Source organism: Amedibacterium intestinale (assembly GCF_010537335.1).
Classification (GTDB): domain Bacteria; phylum Bacillota_I; class Bacilli_A; order Erysipelotrichales; family Erysipelotrichaceae; genus Amedibacterium; species Amedibacterium intestinale.
Genome location: NZ_AP019711.1, coordinates 1,168,892 through 1,188,790, shown reverse-complemented (window position 1 = coordinate 1,188,790; position 19,899 = coordinate 1,168,892). Strand labels below are relative to the sequence as shown.

Sequence of the window (19,899 nt, the reverse complement as noted above, 5' to 3'; positions counted from 1 at the left end):
CAGCGCCGTTTTTCTTTTGTTTAAGAAAAATGAAACATAATTTGTGAAAAAATGTGCAAATGATGAGGATATACAGAGGATTTCTAAAAAAATCCCTAGTAAAATAATAAAATTAGTTTTATAATATTAAAGTAAAGGTTAAGCAAGGAGGAAAAACTAAATGACAAAGAAATTTATGTCAATGGACGGTAATACTGCTGCTGCACATTGTGCCTATGCATTTACCGAATTATCTGCGATCTATCCTATTACACCATCTTCACCAATGGCTGAAGTTGTTGACCAGTGGGCTACACAGGGTCGCAAGAATATTTTTGACAGTGTTGTAAAAGTCGCTGAACTTCAATCTGAAGGAGGAGCTGCTGGTGCAGTTCATGGTGCTCTTCAGGCTGGGACTCTAGCTACTACATTCACTGCATCTCAGGGGTTATTGCTGATGATTCCTAACATTTACAAAATGGTTGGGGAATGTTTGCCAGGAGTTATCCATGTTGCTGCACGTGCATTAGCTACAAGAGCACTTAACATCTTTGGTGATCACGAAGATGTTTACTCTGTTCGTCAGAGTGGAGTATGTATGTTAGCTTCTCATTCTGTACAGGAAGCTATGGACTTGGCTGGTGTTGCTCACCTGTCAGCTATTAAAGCAAGTGTTCCATTTATTCACTTCTTTGATGGATTCCGTACATCTCACGAAATTCAGAAAATCGAAGTTATGGATACAGAAGTGTTCAAAGACTTAATTGATAAAGAAGCTTTGGCTAAATTCCGTAAAAATGCTTTGAACCCACACACAAACCCAGTTACTCGTGGTGGTGCTGAAAATGATGACATTTTCTTCCAGGGTGTTGAAGCTAGAAACAAACATTATGATGCAGTTCCTGATGTTGTTGCTGAATACATGAAAAAAATCAGTGAAATCACAGGACGTGAATATGCTCCATTTACATATTATGGTGCAAAAGATGCAGAACGTGTTATCGTTGCTATGGGTTCTGTTACAGAAGCTGCTAAAGAAACAATCGATGCATTGACTGCAAACGGAGAAAAAGTTGGTATGATCAAAGTTCACTTGTATCGTCCATTCTCTGTTAAATACTTATTGGCTGTGCTTCCAGAAACAGTTAAGAAAATTGCTGTATTGGATCGTACAAAAGAAACAGGTTCTATCGGTGAACCATTGTACTTGGATGTACTTGCTGCATTAAAAGATAAAGACATCGAAATCATCGGTGGACGTTATGGTTTAGGTTCTAAAGATACACAGGCTTACCACATTAAAGCTGTATTTGATCACCTAAATGAAACTGAATTGAAAAACGGATTTACAATTGGAATCAATGATGATGTTACTCACACAAGCTTGCCTTGTGATGAAACATTCCATGTTCCTGCAGACTACACAAGCTGTCTGTTCTGGGGATTAGGTTCTGATGGTACTGTTTCTGCAAACAAATCAACAGTAAAAATCATTGGTGATAACACAGATATGTATGCACAGGCTTACTTTGCATATGACTCTAAAAAAGCTGGTGGGGTAACTCGTTCTCACTTGCGTTTTGGAAAATCTCCAATCCGTTCAACTTACTATATCAGTAATGCGGACTTCATTTCTTGTTCACTAGATGCTTACATGTTCAAATATGACATGGTAAGAAACATCAAAGATGGTGGTACATTCTTGTTGAACACAACATTCTCTAAAGAAGAAATCGTTGAGCATATGCCTAACCGTATGAAAGCTCAGTTAGCTAAAAAACATGCTAAATTCTATATCATCAATGCAACTAAGATTGCTCAGGAAATCGGTATGGGACGTAGAACAAACACAATTCTACAGTCTGCATTCTTCGCATTGAACGAACAGATCATGCCATTAAGTCAGTCTGTAGATTTGATGAAAGCATTCGCTAAAAAATCTTATTCTAAGAAAGGTGATGCTGTTGTAGAACTTAACTACAAAGCAATCGATGCTGGTAAAGATGGAATCGTTGAAGTAACTGTAGATCCAGCTTGGGCTGAACTTCCATTTGATTCAACTCGTAAATTGACTGGTGATGAATACTTCGATAACCATGTTGCAGTTATCAATGGTCTTGAAGGATATGATATGCCAGTATCTGCATTTACTGGAGACTTCTTGTTAGATGGATCTATCCGTAACAATGTTGCATTTGAAGAAAAACGTACAATTGCTGTACAGGTACCTACTTGGCACCCAGAAAACTGTATCCAGTGTGGAATCTGTAGTTTCGTATGTCCACATGCTACTATTCGTCCATTCTTGTTGACTGACGAAGAAGTTGCAAATGCACCTATGGAATTCAAAACAGTTCCTGCAATGGGTAAAGGTGTAGAAAACATGAAATATCGTATTCAGGTTACTCCTGCAAACTGTGTAGGTTGTGGTCTATGCGTTGTTGAATGTCCAGGTAAAGCAGGTAACAAAGCTCTTGAAATGGTTGATATCAACGAAAAACTTGATCAGGAACCACTTGCAGATTACCTATTCAAACAGATTGATTACAAAACTGAATTCTTCCCTAAAGATACAGTTAAGGGATCTCAGTTCTTAATGCCTTACTTTGAAGTAAGTGGAGCATGTCCAGGATGTGGGGAAACTCCATACTACAAACTTGTTTCTCAGTTATTCGGACGTGACATGTTAGTTGCTAATGCTACTGGATGTTCAATGATCTACTGTTCTTCAACTCCATCAACTCCATTTGTTAATGACAAAAACGGAGAAGGTGTTGCTTGGGCAAACTCATTGTTTGAAGATAATGCTGAATTCGGTTATGGTATGGCATTGTCACAGAACTACAAAGAAGCACGTATTCTAAAAATTATGGAAGACAACATGGAAACTGTTGAACCAGAATTGAAAGAAGCATTTGCTAAATATATCGAAGTTCACGGAGATCGTGAAGCTGAAAGAGAAGTAGCTCCAACAATTAAAGAATTAGCTGCTAAATCAAGTGTTGAAGCAGTTAAAGAATTAGCTGAAGATGACTTAGTAAGCAAATCTATCTGGATCGTTGGTGGAGACGGATGGGCTTATGACATCGGTTACGGTGGATTAGACCACGTATTAGCTAACGACTTGAACGTAAATATATTAGTACTAGACACAGAAGTTTACTCTAATACAGGTGGACAGTCTTCTAAATCTAGTCAGGCTGCATCTATCGCTAAATTCGCTGCTGGTGGTAAAACAACAGCTAAGAAAGATTTAGGACAGATTGCTATGGCTTATGGACATGTATATGTAGCTTCTATTTCTATGGGTGCAAACAAAGCACAGACATTGAAAGCATTGAAAGAAGCTGAAAGCTATGATGGACCATCTTTGATCTTAGCTTACTCACCATGTGCTGAACACGGTATTAAAGGTGGATTGGCTAACCACCAGAGAACACAGGCAAAAGCTGTTGAATGTGGATATGTAGATCTATATCGTTATGATCCAAGAAAAGAACAGCCATTGACTATTGACTCTAAAGAACCAGATTACGATAAAATGTTAGACTTCATGTTAACAGAAACTCGTTTCGCTCAGTTACCTAAATTAAAAGGTGAAACAGCTTACGAAATGTTTGAAAAAACTAAGAAAGATGCTCAGAAACGTCACAGACGTTTATTGGCAATCGCTAAAGAAGATATCTAGTAAGCGAATCAAGAGGACTTCGGTCCTCTTTTTTTTATAGGAAATTGCGTTTGTTTCTGCTATACTTACACTAGAGGTGTCAAAGAATGAGAAAAAAAAGAAAACGTAATAATCGGATTCAACATTTGTTGAAAATCATTTGTTTAGAATTGGTTGTTATCGTATTGTTATTATTATGTTTTGTATATATTCTTCCTAGAAATCCTGTTTCAGAAATTATTTTAGATTTTATAGAAGAAAAACCATTGGTTGTTTTAGATGCAGGGCATGGAGGTTATGATGTAGGAAGTGAATTTAATGGAGTGTATGAAAAAAATATTACTTTAGAAATTACAAAAAAAGTAGGGGAGGAATTGGAAAGAAGAGATATTCCAGTTACATATACAAGAGATAGTGATCATGTAGACTGGCCAAGTGATGAATTACAGGATTTGGAAGAACGTGTACATATATCAAATACAAGTGGAGCTTCTTTATTTATATCTATCCATACAAATGCGACAGAAACAAAAGATGGGCAAGGATTTGAAATATGGGCGAAAACTAGTGACGAACAAACAGAGAAACTGGCAGAAAACATAGAACAGGAGGTCGTAACACTTCCTTATATTACCGATCGAGGAATAAAAGATGAACAAACCTCTCCTTTGCACGTGCTTCATTATAATGAACTTCCTGCAGTCTTGATTGAGGCTGGTTTTCTAGAAAGTAAAGAAGATTGTGAGTATTTGTTGGTAGAAGAAAAACAAACTGAATTTGCGAAAGAAATCGCAGATGGAATAGAGAATACCTTAAAGGATATGGGGGTATTACAAGATGATGTAAAATGATTTTTATGATAAAAGAGTACTTAATGGTATGCAGGGAAATAGAATATAAAAAACAATGAAACTAAATATCTTATTTGATATCTTGTTTCTTTGTTTTTGGTATAAATGAAATGTTTTAAATTTAATTGCGATGGTAAATTTCTAAGGTAAAGGTTTCATAAGGTATTCTTTTTACTAATGTAAAATAATATTGAAACTCTTTTGGAAAATAAATGTTTCCTTCATGATGACCAGGTATACGTGATAATAGAATTTCATCACACCAGGGAAGTGCCTGTTTATAAATAGATGCACCTCCACATACATAGATATCTTTCCCTGATTGTTTAAAAGATTCTAGTATTTCTTCTAATGAAGAAACAACTTCTACATCAGGATAAGAAACACCTTTCTTTGATACTACAATTGTTTTTCTTTCCGATAAAGCTTTCCCAATTGTTTGGAAAGTTTTAGATCCCATTAAAATAGTGTTATGCAGTGTAGTTTTTTTAAAATGCTTTAAATCTTCATCATTATGCCAAGGCATGCCATAATATCCATTTGGATTTCCTATAAGAAGATTTTCATCTGTTGCGACAATGATTCGAATCATACTATCCCTGCTTTCCAGTTATAACCATATCATGTTTTTTACATATCTTCTAGTATGTAATTTTTTTATTTATTTTTACAAGGAAGAAAGAGGAAAAGAATTGACATTTAGATAGAAACTTCTTATATTATAGTAGGTATGCTATGCAGAAAGGATGGAGAGTTATGATAGATTTTATTACAACCCCGTTTTCTTTAGAAGACTTGAAGAAATTAAAAGAAGCAGGAAGTACGAGTGTGGTGATTGGAACTCCGTTTTTTTCTGTTAGAAACGTACATGATTTTTCTGTAGAAGAACTTCCTTTAGTAAAGAAAGAATGTCATAAATTAGGATTACGTATGTATGTACTGGTAAATCGCTTCTTTGTGGAAGAAGAATTAGAGGCTTTACGTGAACATTTACAACGTTTAAAAGACTTGGATGTAGATGGTATTTATTATGGTGATGAGGGCGTTTATCAGGAGGCAAAAGCACTAGGTATAGAAAATCGTTTGATTTACAATCCAGATACATTAATAACAAATCATAGTGATGTACAGTATTATTTAGATGAAGGAATTTCTATGGTTACGATTTCTAAAGAAATCACTTTGGATGAAATTTGTGCTATTGCGAAAAAAGTGCAGGGAGAGTGTGAAGTCATTATCCATGGTCGCTTAAATATGATGCACAGTAAGCGTAATTTATTAAGTAATTATTTTTCTTTTTTAGGAAAAGAAGAAGATATTAGAAATAAGATGGATCTGTATCTTATGGAAGAGCATAGAGATGAGCATATGCCAATTGTGGAAGATGAAACAGGAACACATGTATTTACTGGATTTACGTTATCCAGTTTTGATGAAATCAAAGATATGGTGCATGCAGGAATTCGTCATTTTCGCATTGATGGTATTTTCCATGATGCAGATTATGTTATTGAAGCTTTAAAACTATACAAGTCTATTTTACAGGATGAGGTTAAAGGAAGAGAAGTGTTTGAAGCATACAAAAAGAAATATGAAAAAGATCATGTAACACATGGTTTCTACTATACAAAAACAAGTAAAGTGAAGGAGGGCTAAGAACATGAAGAAAATTGAGCTTTTAGCTCCGGCAGGGGACTTAGAGCGTTTAAAAATAGCGATTCTTTATGGAGCGGATGCCGTATATCTTGGAGGAAAACAGTTTTCTTTACGTTCCCGTGCCAGCAATTTTGATATTGAAGATATTGCGAAAGGTGTACAATTTGCGAAAGAACATAATGCCCATGTACATGTAACGGTAAATATGCTGCCGCATGAAGAAGATATGGATGGATTGAAAGAATACTTGATGGAACTTGAAAGAGTGGGAGTAACTGCAATTATTGCGGCATCTCCAACCATTATGATGTGTGCTAAAAAATATGCACCAAAACTGGAAGTGCATGTGAGTACACAGCACTCTTCTACCAATTCAGCTGCGGCAAATTACTGGAAAAGCAAAGGAATGGATCGTGTTGTGCTTGCCAGAGAAGCTACTTTGGAAGAAATTAAACAAAGTGCTAAAAATAGTGATGTTCCTTTGGAGGTATTCCTTCATGGAGCAATGTGCATTTCTTATTCAGGACGTTGTGTTTTAAGTAACAATATGACGGGAAGAGATGCTAATCGAGGAGGATGTGCACAAAGCTGCCGCTGGAAATATCGCTTATTTGAAAAAGATCGTCAGCTAAATGATGATATGCATTTATTTTCTATGTCAAGTAAGGATTTAATGGGTGCAGATTATGTAGCTGACTTGATAGAAGCAGGTGTAGCAAGTTTAAAAATAGAGGGACGAATGAAAAGTGCTTACTATATTGCGACACTTGTAAAAGCGTATCGCTTGCTGATTGATGAAATTTATGAAAAAGGAAGATTAACGCCTGAACGCATGAAATGGTATTATGATGAACTTGCAAAGGCGGAAAATCGACCGACAGGAGTTGGTTTCTTTGAAGGACAGCCGCGTTATAGCGGTCAGCTTTTTGGAATTAATGGAGCTGGTGTTACACAGGAATTCATTGCGTATGTACTAGATTATAATGAAGAAACGAAAGAAGCAACATTAGAAGTTAGAAATAACTTTAAAGGACATATAGAAGCAGAGGTATTTGGACCTTCCATCACAACGACACGTTTTATGTTTAATGATCTATATGATATGGATGGAAATGTAATGGAAGTCGCAAAAACACCAATGCAGATCATTAAGGCAAAAGTGCCTTGTAAAATGGAAAAAGATGCTATGATTCGTAAAGTCATGGTAAAAGATCGAAGAGAAGTTTATTAAGAAAAGAGGATAAAGTATGAAATTAAGTAATAGTTTCTTTTACACAATTCGTGAAAATGCAAAAGATGAAGATAGTACAAGTGGAAATCTGCTTGTGCGTTCAGGAATGATCAAAAAAAGCAGTGCTGGTATCTATATGATCATGCCAATGGGGAAAAGAGTTTTACAAAAGATTGAAAATATTGTACGTGAAGAAATGGATGCAACAGGTGCACAGGAATTATTGATGCCTGTTTTGATTCCAGAGGAAGTATATGAAAAAAGTGGTCGTAGAGAAGCATTTGGGGCAAATATGTTCGCATTAAAAGATCGTTATCAGAAACGTTATGTTATGGGGCCTACTCATGAAGAACTATTTACAATTGCGGCAACTATGAAAGGAAGTTCTTATAAGGATTTCCCATATAATCTATACCAGATTCAAACAAAATTCAGAGATGAAACACGACCTCGCTATGGCTTGATTCGTGTACGTGAATTTATTATGAAAGATGCATATTCCTTTGATGTAGATGAAGATGGACTACATACATCTTACATGAAAATGTTTAATGCATATAAAAACATCATGGATCGTTTAAATCTAACTTATAAAATTGTTAAGGCTGATACTGGTGCCATGGGAGGAAGTTTGAGTGAAGAATTCCAGGCAATTACACCAATTGGAGAAGATGTGGTTGTTGGATGTGAAGGCTGTGATTTCTCCAGCAATCTGGAAGTTACAGAAGTAGTCGATGTTTTAAAAGACAGTGATGAAGCAGAATTAGAAATGGAAACAGTGGAAACACCAAATGCGAAAACAATAGAAGAAGTTGCGGCATTTTTTGGGAAACAGGCTAAAGATTTTGTTAAGACATTGATTTATCGTGTAGATGGAAAAACATATGCTTTTCTTTTAAGAGGAAATAGAGAACTAAATGAAACTAAAGTATTGAAACTGTTAAAAGCAACAGAAATTGAATTGGCAGATTTTGCGGAAGTAGAACGTGTTACACATGCAAAAGTTGGGTTTGCCGGTCCTGTTGGAATTGAGTGCCCAGTTATCATGGATCGTGAAATAAGTCATATGAAAAACTTTATTGTAGGAGCAAATAAAACAGATCATCATATTAAAAATGTAAATTTGAAAGATTTCACTGTAGAAACTGTTGCGGATATTGCCCAGGTACAGGAAGGAGATATTTGTCCTGTATGTGGAAAGAAATTAACGTTTGATAAAGGAATTGAAGTAGGAAATACATTTAAATTAGGTACAAAATATGCGAAAGCACTTGGTTTGGAATACCAGGATATAAATAATAAACTTCATCCAGTAGAAATGGGATGTTATGGCTTTGGGTTAGGAAGAGCGATGGCAGCAGTTGTAGAACAGCATAATGATGAGGCAGGAATTATCTGGCCAGCATCTATTGCGCCATTTGAAGTGGCTGTGGTTGTTGTTAACAGCAAAGATGAAGAGCAAATGAAAGTTGCAAATGCTTTATATGAAGAAATGAAAAAAGCTGGTATTGATGTAGTATTAGATGATCGTAAGGAACGTGTCGGCGTTAAATTCAAAGATATGGAACTTATCGGTATTCCATATCGTATTACAGTAGGAAGAGGTATTTCTGAAGGCAATGTGGAATTCCGTGCACGTACGGCAAGCGAAAATGAAAATGTGAAACTTGATGAAGTTGTAACAAAACTACAAACAATTTTACAAAAATAAATTGGCTTTGTAAAATTACGTGTGGTAAAACTAACAAAGGACAATAAAATAACTTGTGGGCATCAGTACCCCAAAGATGTTTATTGAAAACAAGATGTAAAGGATGAGAGAGCTGATCAGCTCTCTCGTTTTTAATATCAGAATGGAAGAATATTTTTGTTTTTTTCTTTTTCCAAAAGAAGTTTCAATCGTAGATTTTCTACTTCCAGCTCCAGCATCATAAGGCGCTGCTTTTTAATGTAAAGTTCTCTTTTGAGCCATCTTTCTTTACGTTGGTAATAAATTTTATTGTTCATTTTCATTTTCTCCTTCCTTAGGGTATAAGTGATAAGTGGTATCTTTATTCAGTACATAAAGCACTCTGTTTCGGAATCGTTTCCAATTGGTATATCCATTGGAATTGTGCTTGATACATTTGATCGTCCTGTTTCTGTTTTCTATGATCCCGCTGTTTATCTTTCTTCCATGTTCATTCGTGACGATAAAAGAATTTATTATTTCAGTCTTCCATCTGGTCATCGTATTCGCAAAGGATGATATTTCAGGTACTTTACAATCCCTGAAAGCACTGATCAGTTCATTGATATCTTTTCTTGCATTATCAAGATCACTGTTCTTATAGAAATATATCATCCTGTCTTTCAGATTCATGGCTTCTTCAAGTTCAGGGTTATACAAACACATATAATGCAGGATATCGTTATAGTTATAGTATCCCTGAAGTACTTTATTATATTTCTTTTCTCTATTTGGATCTGTATATGCAGGATCGTTTGTGAAGAGAAGCCAGTTGAATTTTTTATAAAGGTAATACTGTTTACGCATTCTTTCAGCTTTTTCTATCGAAGCTGCATCTGCATTTTTCAGATCCATGAGCTTATAGTTCTTTAACTGATTCATCGTACGCAGACGCACCTTGTCTACTCTTCTGTTCAGTTCCTGGATGAGATGGAATTTATCCGCAGCTATGGCGGCATTGGGGAACATCATCTTTGCGACGATCCTGTAGGTTTCCCATAAATCAATAGATACGGCCTTTACAGCACATCTTTCTTCTCGGGGAATGAAAGAAAAGTAATTGATGAGTTCGGACTTTTTCCTGCCTGGAAGAAGATCGATGACATTTTGGGAGTTGAAATCCAGAAGGACACATACATAGGAACTGTTTTCAGATTTGAAACTGTAGACTTCGTCGATATTCAGATATTCAGGAAGTTTTCTTCTGGATATCTGGACATGCCTGTCAAAGATGGACATGGCAGAAGTAGAGGATATATGATTTCTCTGTGCAACGCTTTTAAATGTATCGGCAGGGTTTTTCAGATCTCGAAGGACATTATATACGGTCAATAAAGAGATCTTCATTCCCTTGAAAGTAAAAGGATTGTCCTCATAGAAAGTCTTATTACATGCAGGGCAGATATAGCGTCTGGCCTGGTAATCGATATAGCAGGCTTCCGTATTCAGCATGGAATGTGTTATGCGTTTATGTACATAGCTTTTTACCTTGGAAGTGGGAAAGCCGCAGACAGGACATGAAGTAGTCTTTGGGGTAAGCTTGATCCTTACATGAACACCATCATCCTGATGATTTACCTGGAAAGAATCTATCTGTTCTTTCTGGAGATGAAAGAGATGAAGGATATAGTCGTCACTGATGGACGCAGAAGTAGTATCGTTTTTCATAAAAATCAAAAGAAAACATCAAGAACTGAAAATACAATGGATGTTTTCATCAACCTCCAGTCTATAATGATCATTACAGTGTCATTATGAAGGCAAAATGGAAGGCAGGAAAGGAATCCTATGTGGGAATGAAAAGAAAGCCGCGCAACTGAGCAAAATTTCTATGAAATCTATGAATATGAAAGACGAAAAAATCAGTAATTGAAGGGAAATAGGAAATATTCAGTAAAAAGGAATGATATCGATGAAAGATGGAGTAAAAGTAAACTGGATCAAGAAAAAGGTTAGAATGATCTTTATCAGTATCGTGATCGAGAATGATTTCTATTACATCAGAAGCCAGGAGTCTGGTGTAAGGAATTAAAGAAACAGGAAGGATGGCGTGAGTCTTGTGACAGTGAGGACAAATAATCCTGCATATCTTTAAGGTAATAATACCATTATGTGTAAGTAAAGATCTTTTATAATAAGCATGAAAATGAAATCCAAGATGAGAACAGCATGGACATGTGATGGAAGAAAGTTCGATCTTAGAAATATAGTCGTCATAAGATTTTTGAGATATGTACTTGAGAGAAAAGTTATTAAATGTTATCATAAAGATGCCTACTTTGGGTAAGTAAGAACCTAGGTCGCTAAACTTTGTGGTTCTTACTTTTTTTATATATTGATTTAAAGATATGATAACATAAATGATGATCGAAATAATGAGGAAATATCAGAAAAGGTACCCCAAAGATGATGAGAGCATGAAAAAAGCTGCAGTCACTAAGACCACAGCATAAAGTGTTGTCCTTTCAAACACCACGTAATTTTAGATTACCAATAAATTCAGACAGGTCTTGTGCCTGTCTTTTTATATTGAAACAGTATTTCTTTGTGATATCATTATAGATAAGATAGTGTATCTTCTTTCAAAAGAAAGGAAGATGATGAAATATGAAAGAAGAAACGTATAAAATTATTGGTATTTTTATTTTTGGAATAGGGTTTTTCATTGTTTTCGCAGCTATATTTCTTTTTTCTATGCAAGATATGAGCGCTAAAATTAATATAAGTAATGAATCTATACAATTAGATGGATTTATTCATGATACAGTGGACTTTGATGAAATTAATAAAGTTGAATATTTGGATGATTTTGAAATACATGGTGGAAAAAAAGGAGCGGGTTTTTCGAATAATGGATATTTTTCCGGCGATGCAGATTTTAAAGATATAGGTCAATGCAGAGCGTATGTATATTATCATGAAAAATATTTTGTTGTTATGTATACAGATGAAGAAACGATTATCTTTAATGAAAAAAGTGAAGAAGAAACAAAAGATATATATAATACATTACTGGAAAAAAAGCAGAAAGATGATAAACAATAAAATCTGATTTTTATGAAACAAATGATTGTTAAATGAAACAAAAATGATGAACCTTGAAAACAGTTTTTCTTTCTTATTTACTATACCTATAGTATAATATAGTCGATAAGGCCTTTGCCCTATTTTGCGATAACGCGATAAGCGAAAGGAGCAGAACAAAATGAAAGAAACTTTATATTTAAACAAGGAACTCGCTATTTTAAATTATAGTGCAGGATATGCAAGAAATCCGGAACAGCTTTTAAAGTCTAGTACGTTTTCTAATTATGTGCATAACTTCATTGATTATTTAAAAGAAGCAGATGAAGATTTATACTACTATGTAATTAATGGGAAAACAGCACGAGAATCTACAGTAGAATTAATTAAATTATTCCGTATGTTAAGAATTTTTAAAATTGATGAAATTGAATCACCTTATTTACATGATAAAGGTCGTTTGTTGGAACTTATTGAAGAAATGTACAACTTTTGGAAACGACATCAAAGATTTTCTGTTATCCATAGTGGAAGTGGGAATGCTTTACAGGATTTAAGTTTTGTACAGGCAGATTCTAATTTTAATAATTTAATTCTAGCAGTATACCGTTCTTTGGAAGAAGAAATCATGGGACGAAAAAATCGAGTATATCGTCAGATGCAGGCTGGTACGAATGCGGCAATTTCTGTGCAGAATTTAAATGTTAAATTGTCTGATACGTATGCAGCATTAAAGGATATTCCATTCATTACTTCAGTTATGCTGAGAACTCCAATGATTTTGCATCCAAAATCAAATAAACGTACAGGAATGTTTACAGAAACAGAAAACAATCCAATTCATGAGTTTAGCGGAGATAAAGACACATGGTTCTGTTATCCATGTAAAATCGGAAGTTTGCTGGCTTTTGTTTATTTCCATCGGGATTTTATTTCTTCAGCAGTTTCTTTAGGAAACCTGTTTGAATTGGCAACGGTTGATGAATGTCGTAAAAAACCGGATTTGATCTGTTTGTTTGGAAATGAAGATGGAAAAGACCAGACAACATTCCATTATGATAAAGAAGAAGATATCTGGATTGGTTGTGTAAGTTATAATGAGCGCATTGAATATTTTGGATATTTAAAGAAAATGTCTTTAACGCTTCATAATGTTCGTAAGATGCAGCATGGATGGCTTCCAATTCATGGGGCATTTGTGAATATTACTTTAAAAAATGGAAAACGTAAAGGGATCATGTTGATGGGAGATTCTGGTGCTGGAAAATCAGAATCTATTGAAGCCTTAAAGATTGCGGGAAAAGATGTTATTAAAGATATCGAGGTTGTTTTTGATGATATGGGAACAATTCATTTGGAAGATGGTATTCCTTATGGTCAGGGAACAGAAATCGGTGCCTTTATTCGTTTGGACGATTTAGATCCAGGTACTCCATATCGTGATATGGACCGTTCTATTTTCATGAATCCAGAATCCAGCAACAATGCACGTGTTATTACACCAGCTGCTCCTTATGAGATTGTTGCGATGAACCATCGTATTGACTTGTTTGCTTATGCAAATAACTATGATGATAAATTAGGACTTCATCGTTTTGATAATATTGAAGATGCAAAGGCTACTTGTGTTGAAGGAAAACGTATGGCGAAAGGAACAACGCAGGAAGTTGGTATATCTACTACCTATTTTGCGAATCCATTTGGACCAATGCAGCAGCAGGAAGTATGTGATCCTTTAATTGATAAAATGTTTAAAGCATTACGCGATAACGGTGTCTTTGTTGGAGAGATTTATACGCACTTGGGATTAAGTAAAGAAAATAGAGATGGCATAAATCTTGCCGCAAAACAGTTACTAGAGTTTATTGAAAAAGATTAGGATGTTTCGTAAGAAACATCTTTCTTTTTTATTCAAATGTTTATGATTTATGAACATTTATATAAAAGTGTTTCTAAATAATAGAAAAAAGCCTTTTCATATTTTCTTTTCCAGTGTAAAATAGAAGCAGAATCATATGGAGGATAGAAGTATGGATATCACTAGAATTGAAGATGCAAAAGTTGTATTAAATGATATTACAAGTAAAACACCAATTGTTCATGCGACAAAGATTCATGATAATTTATGGATCAAAGCTGAGAATTTACAGGGAACAGGTGCTTTTAAGTTGCGTGGAGCATATTATAAATTATCAAAATTAAGTGAAGAGGAAAAAGCAAAAGGGGTTATTGCGGCTAGTGCAGGAAACCATGCACAGGGAGTTGCCTATGCCTGTATGAAAATGGGGATTAAAGGAACGATTGTTATGCCAAAAACTGCCCCATTATCCAAGATTGAAGCTACACGTTCTTATGGAGTAGATGTGGAACTGCAGGGAGATACTTTTAATGATGCCTATGCATATGCAAAGAATTTACAGGAAATTACCGGTGCAGTCTTTATTGAACCTTTTAATGATGAAGATGTTATGGCAGGACAAGGAACGATTGGTTTGGAAATTTTAGAAAGAATGCCAGATGCAGATACCGTAATCGTGCCAATTGGTGGTGGTGGATTAATAAGCGGAATTGCATGTGCCATTAAATCTTTAAAACCAGATTGTCGTGTCATTGGTGTTCAGGCAGAAAATGCGCCAAGTATGAAAAAATCCTTGGAAGAAAATAAAATGATAACATTAGATTCTGTTTCTACGATTGCAGATGGAATTGCGGTAAAAACTCCAGGGGATTTAACGTATGCAATGTGTCAGAAATATGTAGATGAAGTAGTAACGGTAAGCGAAGAAGAAATTGCTGCTGCGATTTTGGTATTGCTGGAAAAAATGAAAATGGTAGCAGAAGGTGCTGGGGCAACAAGTGTTGCGGCAGCTATGTTTGGGAAAGTAGATATGGAAGGACATAAAGTTGTCAGTGTTTTATCCGGGGGAAATATCGATGTAAATCTATTAAGTAAGATTATTGATTTAGGTTTAATAAAAACAGGAAGAAAAGCTATTTTAAATCTAAATGTTATTGATAAGCCAGGAAATTTAAGTCGTGTCATTGATTTAATTGCATCCTGTAATGTGAATATCATATCTATAGAACATAATCGTTCTCAACCGGGAATTCTTGCGAATCAGTGTAGGGTTGGGATGGTAATCGAAACAAATAGCCATGAACATATTCAGGAAGTTTTAAACTTGCTGGAAGAAAATGGATACCAGCCACATCTTGTAGAAAAAATATAAAAAAGAGCCTTGTGTAACATACGCAAGGTTTATTTCTTGTAAATAATTAAAAAAAATGATACTGTAAATATGATAATAAATGAGGTGTTGTATGGCAAAAGAAAAAGTAGCATTTTCAATAGCATGTGAACAGTTAAAACAGATGTCAAAAGAAGAAATTTGCAGGCATTTAAAAGAACTTGGATGTACTTGGAGTTATGAAAGGATTTATAACGAATTAGCAAATACATTAAATGACTTAAGTGTTAGCGATAAAATATTTGAAGAATGTAAGATCGATGATACAGATAGCTGTTATTCTATTGATTTTGTAGATGAAGCAGTGCTTGAAATAGCAAATAGAGAGAAATTTTCTTTTCAGCATTATGGAAAAATTTCACATGCATTAAGTGAACTGTTAGATCAACAAATACCTGAGAATAAAAAAATTGATGATATGGAAACATTGTTTAGAAGCTTAATGAAAAGTGCTAAGCAGTTTCAAGAAACTTCTTTAGAGGGTCTGGTATATAGAGTGAATGATGGTATGGATATGCTTGGTACTTTGGCATATATGCTGGATATTATGATGCAGGAAGGAAGAAATGATGCTTCTTTGTATGAGCGAATTGTAAAGTTTGTAGAGAAGTATCTTCAGGTTTTTACAAATACTAGTGAAATGGTTAAAATGATGCTTTTCTATGAACAGGCACAGGCTTATGTCGCAATGCATTCTTCAAAAGGAGAAAAGATGTTTTTGGATATGTTGAAAACATATCGTGATAAAACAGAAGTCGTATTGCATTATGGTTTGGCTTATATCGATGATGATGTAGAAAAAACACTTCGTATATTTAAAAAGTATGAATCTTTGTTAGATGAAGAAAGTGATTCTTATGAAATTATTCGTCAAATTCAACGTGATGAACAAGAAGGATAATAGAAATACTAAATAAAGGAGGCGTTTACTATGTATGATAATCATGATTTAGAATTTCAAAGAACGATAGGTGGAACAACCTTGCAGACACATATTGTTCATACGTATATGTGGATGATGGCAGGTGTCCTTGTATCTTTTGTATCTGCATTTTTGTTAGTTCAAACAGGAATGCTGTTTACTTTATTTTCAATTCCATTTTTTTCTACTGTATTATTAATTGTGCAGCTTGTGGTTGCGGTTATGTTTGGAGCTAGACTCCATAAATTATCAACGGTAACTGCCAAAATATTATTTTTCACATATGCAGCATTGCTTGGTATTACACTTTCTACTTTAGCATTTGCATATGATCTTGGTTCTATTTCCATTGCTTTTTTAGTTAGCTTGGTATACTTTGGAAGCTTGATTGTAATTGGTACAAGAACAAAGATGAATTTACTGCGCTTTGGACCATTGTTGTTTGGTGCTTTATTAACATTTTTTATTGCTTCTGTTGTGATGATGTTATTTAACATTGATACAAATACAATGGTTATGTCTTTCATAGGACTACTTATCTTTACAGGTTTATGTGCTTATGATGCACAGAAAGTAAAAGCCTTGTATTTTCAATTTGAGCATGATGAAACAATGCTGAAAAAGATATCGATTTATTCTGCATTTGAGTTATATCTTGATTTTATTAATATCTTCCTTTATATTTTACGTATGTTAGGAAATAGAGATTAATCGCAACAAAAAAAGATGATCTTTCTAAACTGGAAAGTTCATCTTTTTTTATGTAACTATGGAAGATTTCTTAAGCAAATATTTATGTAATGTTTATAGATCATCACTTTATAAATTTTATAATATACATGCTTAAAGGAGGAAGCTATATTATGAAGAAAGTGAAGATATTTATACAAAAAAGATGGAAATCTATTGTTGTTGGCGGGGGGATTTTTCTTTTTCTTGTCTGTATGTTATGCAGTTCTTTATCTCATGAGGTTTTAGGAAGATTTTTGATGAACCAGCATTTAAAAGGGATTCAAGGTGCTCAAGGTTATAAAGTTATAGAAGTCTCTACTGATTATGCAAGCAAGGATATTGAGGGGAAAACATTCTATACGATGGAATTGTGTAAAGATGGAGAAGATGAGCACTTTACAATTAGCTGGACTACTTTTGAAAAGGTAGAGGATAGCTTTTCAAATATTGAGAATGAAGATAATATGGTTATGCGTTTTATAGATGAATTTCAAAAGGAAATGGAAATTCTTACTCAAAATCTATTACCTAAAGAACATCATGTTGTGATTGGTGAATTAAACACAAAGGAAACAAGTGCGTATTTAAAATTAAAATATAACAATAATGATGAATATGAAATTGAGAGTTTTAAAGATATTCCTCTTACGTTTGGTTTGCATGTAGATGTTTCAACTAGTCTTGCACAGGCTGTTCAAGAAGCTAAAATGCTGCAAAAATATTTTGATAAAAAGGGGTTGCAGATAGAAGTATATAATATAACAATAGATGGAAAGGATGGAAAAACAAAAACATATTCAAATCTAGAAAGAAAGGATTTAGATGATAATCTTGTTTTTCGTTTGGAATCCTTAGATAAAGGAAATAAAGATAAGAGTATTGTATTGGAAATTTTTTAAATGAAAAGAGGAATGTACAAAATAAGTTTTTATTTTATACATATCCTCTGTGTTATTTGATATTAAGATAATTTGCGATATTCGCATCTTCCTTAATTACTGGTTTTATGTTGTCTTTTGTACCACTTAAGATAACTGTTACACCTGGACCATGTCCGCTTGTGAAAGAGTCAGAATGTACGATGACACCGATGGATACGGCTCCTTGTTTATAATGTGGACCATTTTTATTATCATGGTCTTCAATCATGACAATATCTCCAAAACGAAGTTTATCAATACCAAACGTTTTGTTTGCTTCTTTATCTTGTGTCATGATGTCATAATCGCCAAGCATTGTAGATGCACTCCCTAATCCACTTCCCATTAGGTAAGCAGGAACACTAGTTACAACAGGTACTTCTATATAGTCTTTTTTATCTTGGATTGCCATGTTTTCTAATAAAGCAGGATCAATGTTCATCACAAAGATATCTTTATGATCAAGCATCTTTAATCCCTGTCCACAGGCTTTTATTAACACTTTATCATCACAGGTCATTAAATCAAGTGTTTCTTCATCAAAATATACCATGACATGATCAATACCGCCATGTTTACCGGTAACATAGCCACATCTTCCTTTCGCATCGCCACTGATAATTTTTGCCTTGTTTCCAATGCATGCGAATGCCTGTAAAGCATTGTTTTCTTTATCTGCTGGATTTTTTAAACTTACACCCGGTTCAATATGATCTCCCGCAATTCCCATGCAGGAATCTCCAATTTTATAATTATATGTAATGCCTCCAGTAGCCATAGGAATTCTGGAATAGCCATCATACCCAGCACGGGATGGATTTCCATTCATACCAGGATGATCCACTTTTCCCTGTACGCTCATGATTGGCAGTTGGGTCTTATTTAATTTCATGATATCGTCTCCTTTCATCGGTTCAATTATATCATTATCCAAGCATAAAGTGTGATATAATCTTAAACAAGGAGTTGATTTTATGGGATGTAAAGTAACAAGTGTATCACCATGTATTATAGATACTTGTGATTATCAAAAATGGCAGGAGATAACACGAAATGGAAGTTTTTCAGATTCTATACAAAAGGCAAGGGAAAGTATACTAGGAAGTATAAAAGAGGAAAAAGTAATTTATCAGGATACATTTACACTTCCCATGAAACGTAATCTATTTGGTTTGCTTGTTGTACCTGTATATATCAATCATTGCTTATGTCATTTTATACTGGATACGGGAGCACAAATTTCAACGATTCGCCAGAAAACCTTGGATAAACTAGGTTTGAAAAAGAAAAATCAGACGATAGAAGTAGGAAGCATAGGTGGGAAACAGAAACATCTGGATAGTATTGTCATAGATGATATGCAGTTTGGTGGTATCGCATATCGAAACAAGGCAATGATCGTTTTATCGCAGGATGCGTTTTCTTTGCGCTTTGGCAATATAGACATGTTATCCTTTGATGGTCTTTTAGGATGGGATGTATTATCCACCCTGGATTTTGAATTGGATGATATTGCTCATGAATGCAAAGTTTTGAAAAATCGCTTTCGTTTTCCAAATCCAAATATGATTCCAGGAGATTTCCCATTTCTTCTTGTGAAAGATGAAAAAGGAAAGGTTTTGACCTTTGGTTTTGACAGTGGATCAAAGCGAAGCTGGCTTGGGGAAGACAGTATGCGAAAACATGGCTGGGAAGAGGAACAGGAAGTTAAGGGACTAGGCTTTGGTGTGCATGGCATGGAGTCTATGCAGATGAAAATGTTTAAGAATGTAGAAGTATATGTAGATCGTGCAAAAATCAGGTTAACACATACCATCAGTGGACCAGTGGATATGTTTGATCGTTTTACTTTTGATGGTGTGTTTGGAAATGAAGTTTTTAAGGGAAGAAGAATACGATTTGTTAACAGCAAGTCTATGATCTTGTTAGTGTAATTATTA

17 protein-coding genes are annotated in these 19,899 nt (G+C 34.6%); 12 read left to right on the top strand and 5 right to left on the bottom strand.

What is annotated here, in order from left to right; genetic code table 11:
- Positions 1-160 precede the first annotated feature (160 nt).
- Entirely contained in the window at positions 161-3,667 is a 3,507-nt protein-coding gene (nifJ, locus tag A9CBEGH2_RS06135) for a pyruvate:ferredoxin (flavodoxin) oxidoreductase (protein WP_118361593.1), read from the top strand.
- An 86-nt stretch (positions 3,668-3,753) separates the two neighbouring features.
- Positions 3,754-4,497 (top strand): N-acetylmuramoyl-L-alanine amidase, encoded by a 744-nt coding sequence (locus tag A9CBEGH2_RS06130; protein ID WP_118277549.1) that lies wholly within the window; start codon positions 3,754-3,756, stop codon positions 4,495-4,497.
- A 121-nt stretch (positions 4,498-4,618) separates the two neighbouring features.
- Here the strand turns inward: A9CBEGH2_RS06130 and A9CBEGH2_RS06125 are convergent, their stop codons facing one another.
- Positions 4,619-5,089 (bottom strand): dihydrofolate reductase, encoded by a 471-nt coding sequence (locus A9CBEGH2_RS06125; RefSeq protein ID WP_118361591.1) that lies wholly within the window; start codon positions 5,087-5,089, stop codon positions 4,619-4,621.
- A gap of 164 nt (positions 5,090-5,253) precedes the next feature.
- Here A9CBEGH2_RS06125 and A9CBEGH2_RS06120 point away from each other — a divergent pair, with 164 nt between their 5' ends.
- Genes A9CBEGH2_RS06120 through A9CBEGH2_RS06110 form a run of 3 tightly spaced genes read left to right on the top strand, consistent with a single transcriptional unit; the run spans position 5,254 to position 9,095 of the window.
- Entirely contained in the window at positions 5,254-6,153 is a 900-nt protein-coding gene (locus A9CBEGH2_RS06120; RefSeq protein WP_115715353.1) for a peptidase U32 family protein, read from the top strand.
- Between the two features lie 4 nt (positions 6,154-6,157).
- Complete coding sequence (locus A9CBEGH2_RS06115) at positions 6,158-7,384, top strand: peptidase U32 family protein (RefSeq protein ID WP_115715352.1); 1,227 nt, start codon at positions 6,158-6,160, stop codon at positions 7,382-7,384.
- Positions 7,385-7,400: 16 nt separating this feature from the next.
- A complete protein-coding gene (locus tag A9CBEGH2_RS06110; RefSeq protein WP_115715351.1) occupies positions 7,401-9,095 on the top strand; it encodes a proline--tRNA ligase in 1,695 nt (564 codons plus the stop codon).
- A 137-nt stretch (positions 9,096-9,232) separates the two neighbouring features.
- Here A9CBEGH2_RS06110 and A9CBEGH2_RS06105 read toward each other — a convergent pair whose 3' ends face one another.
- The 3 genes from A9CBEGH2_RS06105 to A9CBEGH2_RS12680 all read right to left on the bottom strand — a co-directional run bounded on the left by A9CBEGH2_RS06105 (position 9,233) and on the right by A9CBEGH2_RS12680 (position 11,379).
- On the bottom strand, positions 9,233-9,391 hold the full coding sequence (locus A9CBEGH2_RS06105; protein ID WP_157964912.1) for a hypothetical protein: 159 nt from the start codon (positions 9,389-9,391) through the stop codon (positions 9,233-9,235).
- Positions 9,381-10,781 (bottom strand): ISL3 family transposase, encoded by a 1,401-nt coding sequence (locus tag A9CBEGH2_RS06100; protein ID WP_174766936.1) that lies wholly within the window; start codon positions 10,779-10,781, stop codon positions 9,381-9,383. Before A9CBEGH2_RS06100 ends, A9CBEGH2_RS06105 begins: the two co-directional genes overlap by 11 nt.
- A gap of 118 nt (positions 10,782-10,899) precedes the next feature.
- Positions 10,900-11,379, bottom strand: coding sequence for a DUF6431 domain-containing protein (locus A9CBEGH2_RS12680; protein ID WP_353511641.1), 480 nt, complete (start codon positions 11,377-11,379; stop codon positions 10,900-10,902).
- A 341-nt stretch (positions 11,380-11,720) separates the two neighbouring features.
- On the opposite strand from A9CBEGH2_RS12680, the gene A9CBEGH2_RS06095 reads away from it, so the two are divergent.
- The 6 genes from A9CBEGH2_RS06095 to A9CBEGH2_RS06070 all read left to right on the top strand — a co-directional run bounded on the left by A9CBEGH2_RS06095 (position 11,721) and on the right by A9CBEGH2_RS06070 (position 17,938).
- Positions 11,721-12,158, top strand: a complete 438-nt coding sequence (locus A9CBEGH2_RS06095; RefSeq protein WP_118361719.1) for a PH domain-containing protein — start codon at positions 11,721-11,723, stop codon at positions 12,156-12,158.
- Between the two features lie 160 nt (positions 12,159-12,318).
- A complete protein-coding gene (locus A9CBEGH2_RS06090; protein ID WP_118361721.1) occupies positions 12,319-14,016 on the top strand; it encodes a hypothetical protein in 1,698 nt (565 codons plus the stop codon).
- A 151-nt stretch (positions 14,017-14,167) separates the two neighbouring features.
- Entirely contained in the window at positions 14,168-15,367 is a 1,200-nt protein-coding gene (ilvA, locus tag A9CBEGH2_RS06085; protein WP_118361723.1) for a threonine ammonia-lyase, read from the top strand.
- A 91-nt stretch (positions 15,368-15,458) separates the two neighbouring features.
- The gene (locus A9CBEGH2_RS06080; RefSeq protein WP_118361725.1) at positions 15,459-16,286 is read left to right on the top strand and encodes a hypothetical protein; all 828 of its coding nucleotides are present in this window, start codon (positions 15,459-15,461) and stop codon (positions 16,284-16,286) included.
- 30 nt (positions 16,287-16,316) lie between these two features.
- A complete protein-coding gene (locus A9CBEGH2_RS06075) occupies positions 16,317-17,018 on the top strand; it encodes a Bax inhibitor-1/YccA family protein (RefSeq protein WP_118361727.1) in 702 nt (233 codons plus the stop codon).
- 152 nt (positions 17,019-17,170) lie between these two features.
- The gene (locus A9CBEGH2_RS06070; RefSeq protein ID WP_118277554.1) at positions 17,171-17,938 is read left to right on the top strand and encodes a hypothetical protein; all 768 of its coding nucleotides are present in this window, start codon (positions 17,171-17,173) and stop codon (positions 17,936-17,938) included.
- A 52-nt stretch (positions 17,939-17,990) separates the two neighbouring features.
- On the opposite strand, the gene A9CBEGH2_RS06065 is transcribed toward A9CBEGH2_RS06070, so the two are convergent.
- On the bottom strand, positions 17,991-18,851 hold the full coding sequence (locus A9CBEGH2_RS06065; protein WP_115715344.1) for a DUF4438 domain-containing protein: 861 nt from the start codon (positions 18,849-18,851) through the stop codon (positions 17,991-17,993).
- A gap of 82 nt (positions 18,852-18,933) precedes the next feature.
- Here A9CBEGH2_RS06065 and A9CBEGH2_RS06060 point away from each other — a divergent pair, with 82 nt between their 5' ends.
- Positions 18,934-19,893, top strand: a complete 960-nt coding sequence (locus A9CBEGH2_RS06060) for a retropepsin-like aspartic protease (protein WP_118361729.1) — start codon at positions 18,934-18,936, stop codon at positions 19,891-19,893.
- Positions 19,894-19,899 lie beyond the last annotated feature (6 nt).

Bases quoted from the DNA above. Each gene is read 5' to 3' on its own strand.
- A9CBEGH2_RS06070 (WP_118277554.1), top strand. From the start codon at position 17,171: ATGAAGAAAGTGAAGATATTTATACAAAAAAGATGGAAATCTATTGTT.
- A9CBEGH2_RS06110 (WP_115715351.1), top strand. From the start codon at position 7,401: ATGAAATTAAGTAATAGTTTCTTTTACACAATTCGTGAAAATGCAAAA.
- A9CBEGH2_RS06100 (WP_174766936.1), bottom strand. From the start codon at position 10,781: ATGAAAAACGATACTACTTCTGCGTCCATCAGTGACGACTATATCCTT.
- A9CBEGH2_RS06080 (WP_118361725.1), top strand. From the start codon at position 15,459: ATGGCAAAAGAAAAAGTAGCATTTTCAATAGCATGTGAACAGTTAAAA.
- A9CBEGH2_RS06125 (WP_118361591.1), bottom strand. From the start codon at position 5,089: ATGATTCGAATCATTGTCGCAACAGATGAAAATCTTCTTATAGGAAAT.
- A9CBEGH2_RS06105 (WP_157964912.1), bottom strand. From the start codon at position 9,391: ATGAACAATAAAATTTATTACCAACGTAAAGAAAGATGGCTCAAAAGA.
- A9CBEGH2_RS06115 (WP_115715352.1), top strand. From the start codon at position 6,158: ATGAAGAAAATTGAGCTTTTAGCTCCGGCAGGGGACTTAGAGCGTTTA.
- A9CBEGH2_RS06130 (WP_118277549.1), top strand. From the start codon at position 3,754: ATGAGAAAAAAAAGAAAACGTAATAATCGGATTCAACATTTGTTGAAA.
- A9CBEGH2_RS12680 (WP_353511641.1), bottom strand. From the start codon at position 11,379: ATGATAACATTTAATAACTTTTCTCTCAAGTACATATCTCAAAAATCT.
- ilvA (WP_118361723.1), top strand. From the start codon at position 14,168: ATGGATATCACTAGAATTGAAGATGCAAAAGTTGTATTAAATGATATT.
- A9CBEGH2_RS06060 (WP_118361729.1), top strand. From the start codon at position 18,934: ATGGGATGTAAAGTAACAAGTGTATCACCATGTATTATAGATACTTGT.
- A9CBEGH2_RS06120 (WP_115715353.1), top strand. From the start codon at position 5,254: ATGATAGATTTTATTACAACCCCGTTTTCTTTAGAAGACTTGAAGAAA.
- A9CBEGH2_RS06095 (WP_118361719.1), top strand. From the start codon at position 11,721: ATGAAAGAAGAAACGTATAAAATTATTGGTATTTTTATTTTTGGAATA.
- nifJ (WP_118361593.1), top strand. From the start codon at position 161: ATGACAAAGAAATTTATGTCAATGGACGGTAATACTGCTGCTGCACAT.
- A9CBEGH2_RS06065 (WP_115715344.1), bottom strand. From the start codon at position 18,851: ATGAAATTAAATAAGACCCAACTGCCAATCATGAGCGTACAGGGAAAA.
- A9CBEGH2_RS06075 (WP_118361727.1), top strand. From the start codon at position 16,317: ATGTATGATAATCATGATTTAGAATTTCAAAGAACGATAGGTGGAACA.
- A9CBEGH2_RS06090 (WP_118361721.1), top strand. From the start codon at position 12,319: ATGAAAGAAACTTTATATTTAAACAAGGAACTCGCTATTTTAAATTAT.